Below are 5,759 nucleotides of genomic sequence, written 5' to 3' on the forward strand. Positions count from 1 at the left end.
CCCCAGGTGCGGGGGTTACAGGAAGGCTCCGGAAGGGATGTAGGGGGTGGGGGGCCGCATGCCCCGAAAGCAGACGAAGCCCTCGGAGCGCAGCTCCAACCCCGCCGCAAGGCCCACGTCAACAGCCCACTGCTGCTCAGCAGTAACGTCGTGCACCTCCACCACCCGGCCCTCCTCGCCCGAGAGGAGGGCCGCCCGCAGGACGCGCGACGCCAACCGCCGCGACGTCGCCGCCAGCAGGGCGACCTTGCCGTCGGCGTCGACGTAGCAGTAGCCGCTGCCGGTGAGGTCGTCCGCGACGACGAGCCGGTGGTGGCGCATGAGGTAGGCGTGGTCGGGGCCGTGCGCCCCACCCCGCAGGCGGCGGTCGACGGAGTCGAGCAGGTCCTGGTCGCGTGGGCTGCCCTCGACCGCGGGGCCGTCGACGGGCCCGAGCCGGTCGCGGTCGACGACGCCGCGCATCCGGATGGTCGGGTGCAGCGCAAACCCGGCCTGCCGGTACACGCGCGCGGCGGCCGGGTGCCGCGAGCAGCAGATGATGCCGCGCAGGCAGCCGCGCCCGTACTCCAGCGTGCGCTGGAGCAGGGCGCGCCCGACGCCTTTTCCCTGGGCGCCGGGCGCGACGACGAGGAGTCCGAGTCCCCAGGTGCCCTCGCGGAGGGAGGACTGGGCGGCGCCGACGGCCTGCCCGCTCTCGTCCTCGGCGAGCCAGCTGCCGGCGGGGTCGTGCCGGACCAGGTGCCGGATCTTCTCGCGGCTGCGGGCCGCGCGCGCGGCTGTGCGTGCGGCTGTAGGCGCGGCCGTGGGCGCGGCCGTGCGGTCCGCGGGGGCCGCCCCGCCAGGGGCGTCGCCCTTGAGCGCGTGCGACGCTCCGAAGGCCGCTTCGGCGAGTTTCCGTACGGTTTCGGCGTCCTCTTCGGTGTCCCTGACGGGTCGCAGCAGCATTTGCCGCAGGTTACGGGAGGGCGAGCATCCGCTCCAGGGCGATTTTGGCGTACTTCTCGGTCTCGGCGTCCACCTCGATGCGGTTGACGACGGTGCCCTGGGCCAGCGATTCCAGCGCCCAGACGAGGTGGGGCAGATCGATGCGGTTCATCGTGGAGCAGAAGCAGACGGTGCGGTCGAGGAAGACGATCTCCTTGCCGCCCTCGGACGCGGCGGCGAAGCGGTGGGCCAGCCGGCGGACGAGGTTCAGCTCCGTGCCGATAGCCCACTTGGAGCCGGGGGGCGCGTCCTGGAGGGCCCGGATGATGTGCTCGGTGGAGCCCACCTGGTCGGCCGCGGCGACGACCTCGTGCTTGCACTCGGGGTGCACCAGGACGTTGACGCCGGGTATGCGGGCGCGGACCTCGTTGACGGAGTCGAGGGAGAAGCGGCCGTGCACGGAGCAGTGGCCGCGCCACAGGATCATCGTGGCGTCGCGGAGCTGCTCGGGGGTCAGGCCGCCGTTCGGCTTGTGCGGGTTGTAGACGACGCAGTCGTCGAGCGCCATGCCCAGGTCGCGGACGGCGGTGTTGCGGCCCAGGTGCTGGTCGGGGAGGAAGAGGACCTTCTCGCCCTCCTTGAGGGCCCACTCCAGGGCGCGCTTGGCGTTGGAGGAGGTGCAGATGGTGCCGCCGTGCCTGCCGGTGAAGGCTTTGATGTCGGCGGAGGAGTTCATGTAGGAGACGGGCACGGTCGTCTCGGCGACGCCGGCCTCGGTGAGGACGTCCCAGCACTCGGCGACCTGTTCGGCGCTGGCCATGTCGGCCATGGAGCAGCCGGCGGCCAGGTCGGGCAGGACGACCTGCTGGGTGTCGGCGGTGAGGATGTCGGCGGACTCGGCCATGAAGTGCACGCCGCAGAAGACGATGTACTCGGCCTCGGGGCGGGCCGCGGCGTCCCGGGCGAGTTTGAAGGAGTCGCCGGTCACGTCGGCGAACTCGATGACCTCGTCGCGCTGGTAGTGGTGGCCGAGGACGAAGACCCGGTCGCCGAGCTTCTCCTTCGCGGCGCGGGCGCGTGCCACGAGGTCGGGGTCGGACGGGGCGGGGAGGTCGCCGGGGCACTCGACTCCGCGCTCGCTCGTGGGGTCGGCCTCGCGGCCGAGCAGCAGCAGCGCGAGCGGGGTCGGCTGTACGTCCAGCGGCTGGGCGGCACTCACAGGACCTGCCCTTTCTGTAGTCCAGTGTCGTCGGTGGCACTCGGAAGCCGGGACGGACAGGCTTCTCGTCTAAGTGACGTTATCTATCATAGCCGCTTCACGTCACTTTGACGATGGCGATCGCGTCGATGTGACGCATTCCCGATCGCTTCGACGGTGTGCGAGCATGAAGTGACCACTCCTGGAATGAATCCGGGATGCCGTCGGTTGAGCCGACGGTAAGAGAGCAGTCCGTACAACCCGGGAGAGAAGCAGATGTCCGTTTCGGACGAGACCGCTGTAAGCGAGGGCATCATCCTGTCCGACGCCGCCGCCGCGAAGGTCAAGAGCCTGCTGGAGCAGGAGGGCCGCGACGACCTGGCGTTGCGCGTCGCCGTCCAGCCGGGTGGCTGCTCGGGCCTGCGGTACCAGCTCTTCTTCGACGAGCGCTCGCTCGACGGGGACGTGGTCAAGGACTTCGGCGGTGTCAAGGTCGTGACCGACCGGATGAGCGCCCCCTACCTCGGCGGTGCCTCCATCGACTTCGTCGACACCATCGAGAAGCAGGGCTTCACCATCGACAACCCGAACGCCACGGGCTCCTGCGCCTGCGGCGACTCGTTCAACTGATCCCGTCGGCCGTATCGCTCGTACGGCCGCACCGGACATGACAAGGGCGGCGGACTCCCCCCACCAGGAGTCCGCCGCCCTTGTCGGTTCACGGGCGGCAGCCGCCGCTCACTTGTGCGGCAGCTTCTCGCCGTCCCGGGCGTCGACGACCGTGCGGTCGCCCAGCTTCTTGTCGAGCTCCACCTCGACCGTCTGCCGCTTGGCGATCTTCACGCAGACCCGGTCCTTCTTCTTCGGCTTCGCGTCGATCTTGACCTTCACCGAGGACCCGGACTCGTCGGCCGTCGCCTTGTAGGTGTCGCACACCCCGCCCCAGAAGCGCAGCTTCAGGGTGCGGCCTTCGGCCGAGTAGGACTCGACGGCCTGCGCCGACCCCTTGCCCGCGCCCGTGCCGAGGTCGCCCTTGCCGGGATCGCCCTCGCCCTCTTCCCTGCCAGGGTGCGAGGACCCCTTGCCAGGCTGCGAGGGCTGGTGCCCCGAGGTCTCGGCGGGCTTGAGGTACTTGGGGTCCAGCGCCGGGTGGGTGACCTCCATGTCCCCGCCGCCGGGCCGCTTCACCTCGTAGATCCAGGCCGGGACGAGCAGCGGCTCGCCGTGCGAGCGCTCCAGCGAGAGCCCGAAGGTGGCGTCGCCCACGGCGGTCGGCTCGTCCTTCTTCCCGGCCCCGGCGCCGTGGCCGCCTCGCGACTGGCTCGCCTTGTTCAGCTGGTCGAGCGTCGCGGTGGCGCTCATGACCGGGTAGGTCTCACCCTTCCCGGTCCGGTTCCAGCTGCCCTGGGCCCGGGTGACGGCGCCGTCGTCGTCCACCACGAAGGTGCTGTCCCAGCCGTGCGTCGGCAGGCCGTCCACCTTCGGGGAGGCGGTCACCGTGCGGGTGCCGCCGACGGACGAGCCCGCGTCGAGCCCGGCGTCCCCGAGCCCGAGGGCGCGCAGCGCGGGTCGTACGGCGTCCTTCGCCTCCTTCGGGGAGAGCGGCTTCCCGTCGGGCGCGGGGTCGGCCTCGGGGGAGGCGTCGGCGTCCAGTGGCACGGTGTCGCCGTTCTGGTACGTCCAGGCGCCGCCGTCCTCGCCGCGGTCGACGGTCAGCCGGGGGCCCTTGCCCTGCCGGCTGCCGCCCGCTCGCCAGCGGCCGTCGTCGGCCTTGACCGCGCCCTTGATCTCCAGTGCCTCGGCCAGCTTCGCCACCTGCGCCTTGCGCACCTCGTGGCCCGTCGTGCGGACGGCGGCGGAGTCGGGGCCGCCGGGCAGCTCGCCCTCGGCGCGGTAGCCGCGCGGGCCCATCGGCTCGCCGGGGGCGATGCCCTCGTCCTCGTGTGCGGAGGCGGCGGTGCCGTCCAGCGCCAGTTTCGGGGGGTTCCCCGCGGGCGCGGCGCTGTCCGAGCCGTCAGCGTCGTCGGAAGAGGCGGTGGAGGCCCAGTACGCTCCGCCCCCGCCGGCCACCAGGACGGCGGCGGCCACGGAGACGACCGCGAGCTGCCGTCGCCTGCTCCGGGGTGCCGGCCGGTCCTCTTTCTGGGGGGACTGGTCTGTACTCACCGAGAACTCCTTTGGCTCCGCGTTCCTGAGCTTCCTTGCAGGCGGTCCCCTCACGTGGGGGACATGAGTGGGACGGGAGGGATGGGTGGACGGTTCCACGGCCGTGCCGCACTGCCGGTGGTCGCGCCTGTCCGGCGGTGCCGCGCGGGCGGCGAAGGGGCGATCGCGGCGGTGCCGTGCGGCCGTCGAGTCGCCGGTCTGCCGGGAAAGCCGTGCTATGAGGTGATTGTGTCCTGTTCGACTCGGCGACCCCAGCGGGTAGCGTTACTTGCGCCTTTCCCTCGTGCGCTGGGCGTACGGGGGTACCCGATGTCTCTCAGGAGCAGAATTCGTCGTGCGTATCGCAGTCTGCGGCTCCATCGCAAACGACCACCTGATGACCTTCCCGGGGCGCTTCTCCGACCAACTGGTCGCCGACCAGTTGCACACGGTCTCGCTCTCCTTCCTCGTCGACCGCCTGGAGATCCGCCGCGGCGGTGTCGGTGCCAACATCGCGTTCGGCATGGGCCAACTGGGGACCCGCCCAGTCCTTGTCGGCGCCGCGGGGGAGGACTTCGACGAATACCGCGCCTGGCTCGAACGCCACGGCGTGGACACCGACTCCGTCCGTATCTCCGAGGTCGCGCACACGGCACGCTTCGTCTGCACCACCGACGCGGACAACAACCAGATCGGCTCGTTCTACACCGGTGCCATGAGCGAGGCCCGGCACATCGAACTCCAGCACGTCGCCGACCGGGTGGGCCGCCTCGACCTCGTCCTCATCGGGGCAGACGACCCCGAGGGCATGATTCGCCACACCGAGGAGTGCCGCACCCGGTCCATCCCCTTCGCCGCCGACTACTCCCAGCAGATCGCCCGCATGGACGGCGAGGGCATCCGGCAGCTGACCGAGGGCGCCACCTACCTCTTCTCGAACGAGTACGAGAAGGAGCTCATCGAGACCAAGACCGGGTGGAGCGACGAGGAGGTCCTCCAGAAGGTCGGCACGCGCGTCACCACGCTCGGCAAGCGCGGCGCCCGTATCGACAGGGCGGGGGAGGAGCCCATCGTCGTCGGCGTCGGCGAGGAGCGCGAGAAGGCCGACCCCACGGGCGTCGGTGACGCCTTCCGTGCGGGTTTCCTGTCCGGGCTGAGCTGGGGCGTGGGACTGGAGCGTGCCGCGCAGGTCGGCTGCATGCTGGCCACGCTCGTCGTCGAGACGGTCGGCACCCAGGAGTACGAACTGCGGCGCGTCCACTTCATGGAGCGCTTCACCAAGGCCTACGGCCACGACGCCGCCACCGAGGTGGAGGCCCACCTGAGCTGACCGTTTCCTGGGGGCTCCGCCTCCAGGCCCCCGTTCCCCCATCGCCGGAGGGGCTCCCCGCGGAGCCCGTCCGGCGATCGGGGACGAGCGACGCGACACCGGGCGGGTGGGGGCACGCCCCGCCCGCGTCAGCCCCCGGCCCGCCGCACCCGGAAGACGACC

The 5,759-nt window shown here is 71.4% G+C and carries 5 protein-coding genes; 2 read left to right on the forward strand and 3 right to left on the reverse strand.

Annotated features, from left to right (window positions below; genetic code table 11):
- Positions 1-15 precede the first annotated feature (15 nt).
- Entirely contained in the window at positions 16-945 is a 930-nt protein-coding gene (locus AB8Z75_RS30710; RefSeq protein WP_369207724.1) for a GNAT family N-acetyltransferase, read from the reverse strand.
- A 10-nt stretch (positions 946-955) separates the two neighbouring features.
- Positions 956-2,143 (reverse strand): quinolinate synthase NadA, encoded by a 1,188-nt coding sequence (gene nadA / locus AB8Z75_RS30715; RefSeq protein ID WP_369207726.1) that lies wholly within the window; start codon positions 2,141-2,143, stop codon positions 956-958.
- A gap of 255 nt (positions 2,144-2,398) precedes the next feature.
- Here nadA and AB8Z75_RS30720 point away from each other — a divergent pair, with 255 nt between their 5' ends.
- On the forward strand, positions 2,399-2,752 hold the full coding sequence (locus AB8Z75_RS30720; protein ID WP_019357422.1) for an iron-sulfur cluster assembly accessory protein: 354 nt from the start codon (positions 2,399-2,401) through the stop codon (positions 2,750-2,752).
- A 108-nt stretch (positions 2,753-2,860) separates the two neighbouring features.
- Here AB8Z75_RS30720 and AB8Z75_RS30725 read toward each other — a convergent pair whose 3' ends face one another.
- Positions 2,861-4,288, reverse strand: a complete 1,428-nt coding sequence (locus AB8Z75_RS30725; RefSeq protein ID WP_369207728.1) for a hypothetical protein — start codon at positions 4,286-4,288, stop codon at positions 2,861-2,863.
- A 334-nt stretch (positions 4,289-4,622) separates the two neighbouring features.
- Here AB8Z75_RS30725 and AB8Z75_RS30730 point away from each other — a divergent pair, with 334 nt between their 5' ends.
- Positions 4,623-5,597 (forward strand): carbohydrate kinase family protein, encoded by a 975-nt coding sequence (locus AB8Z75_RS30730; protein ID WP_369207730.1) that lies wholly within the window; start codon positions 4,623-4,625, stop codon positions 5,595-5,597.
- Positions 5,598-5,759 lie beyond the last annotated feature (162 nt).

This window comes from Streptomyces sp. PU-14G, from assembly GCF_041028275.1.
In the GTDB taxonomy this organism is placed as follows: Bacteria; Actinomycetota; Actinomycetes; order Streptomycetales; family Streptomycetaceae; genus Streptomyces.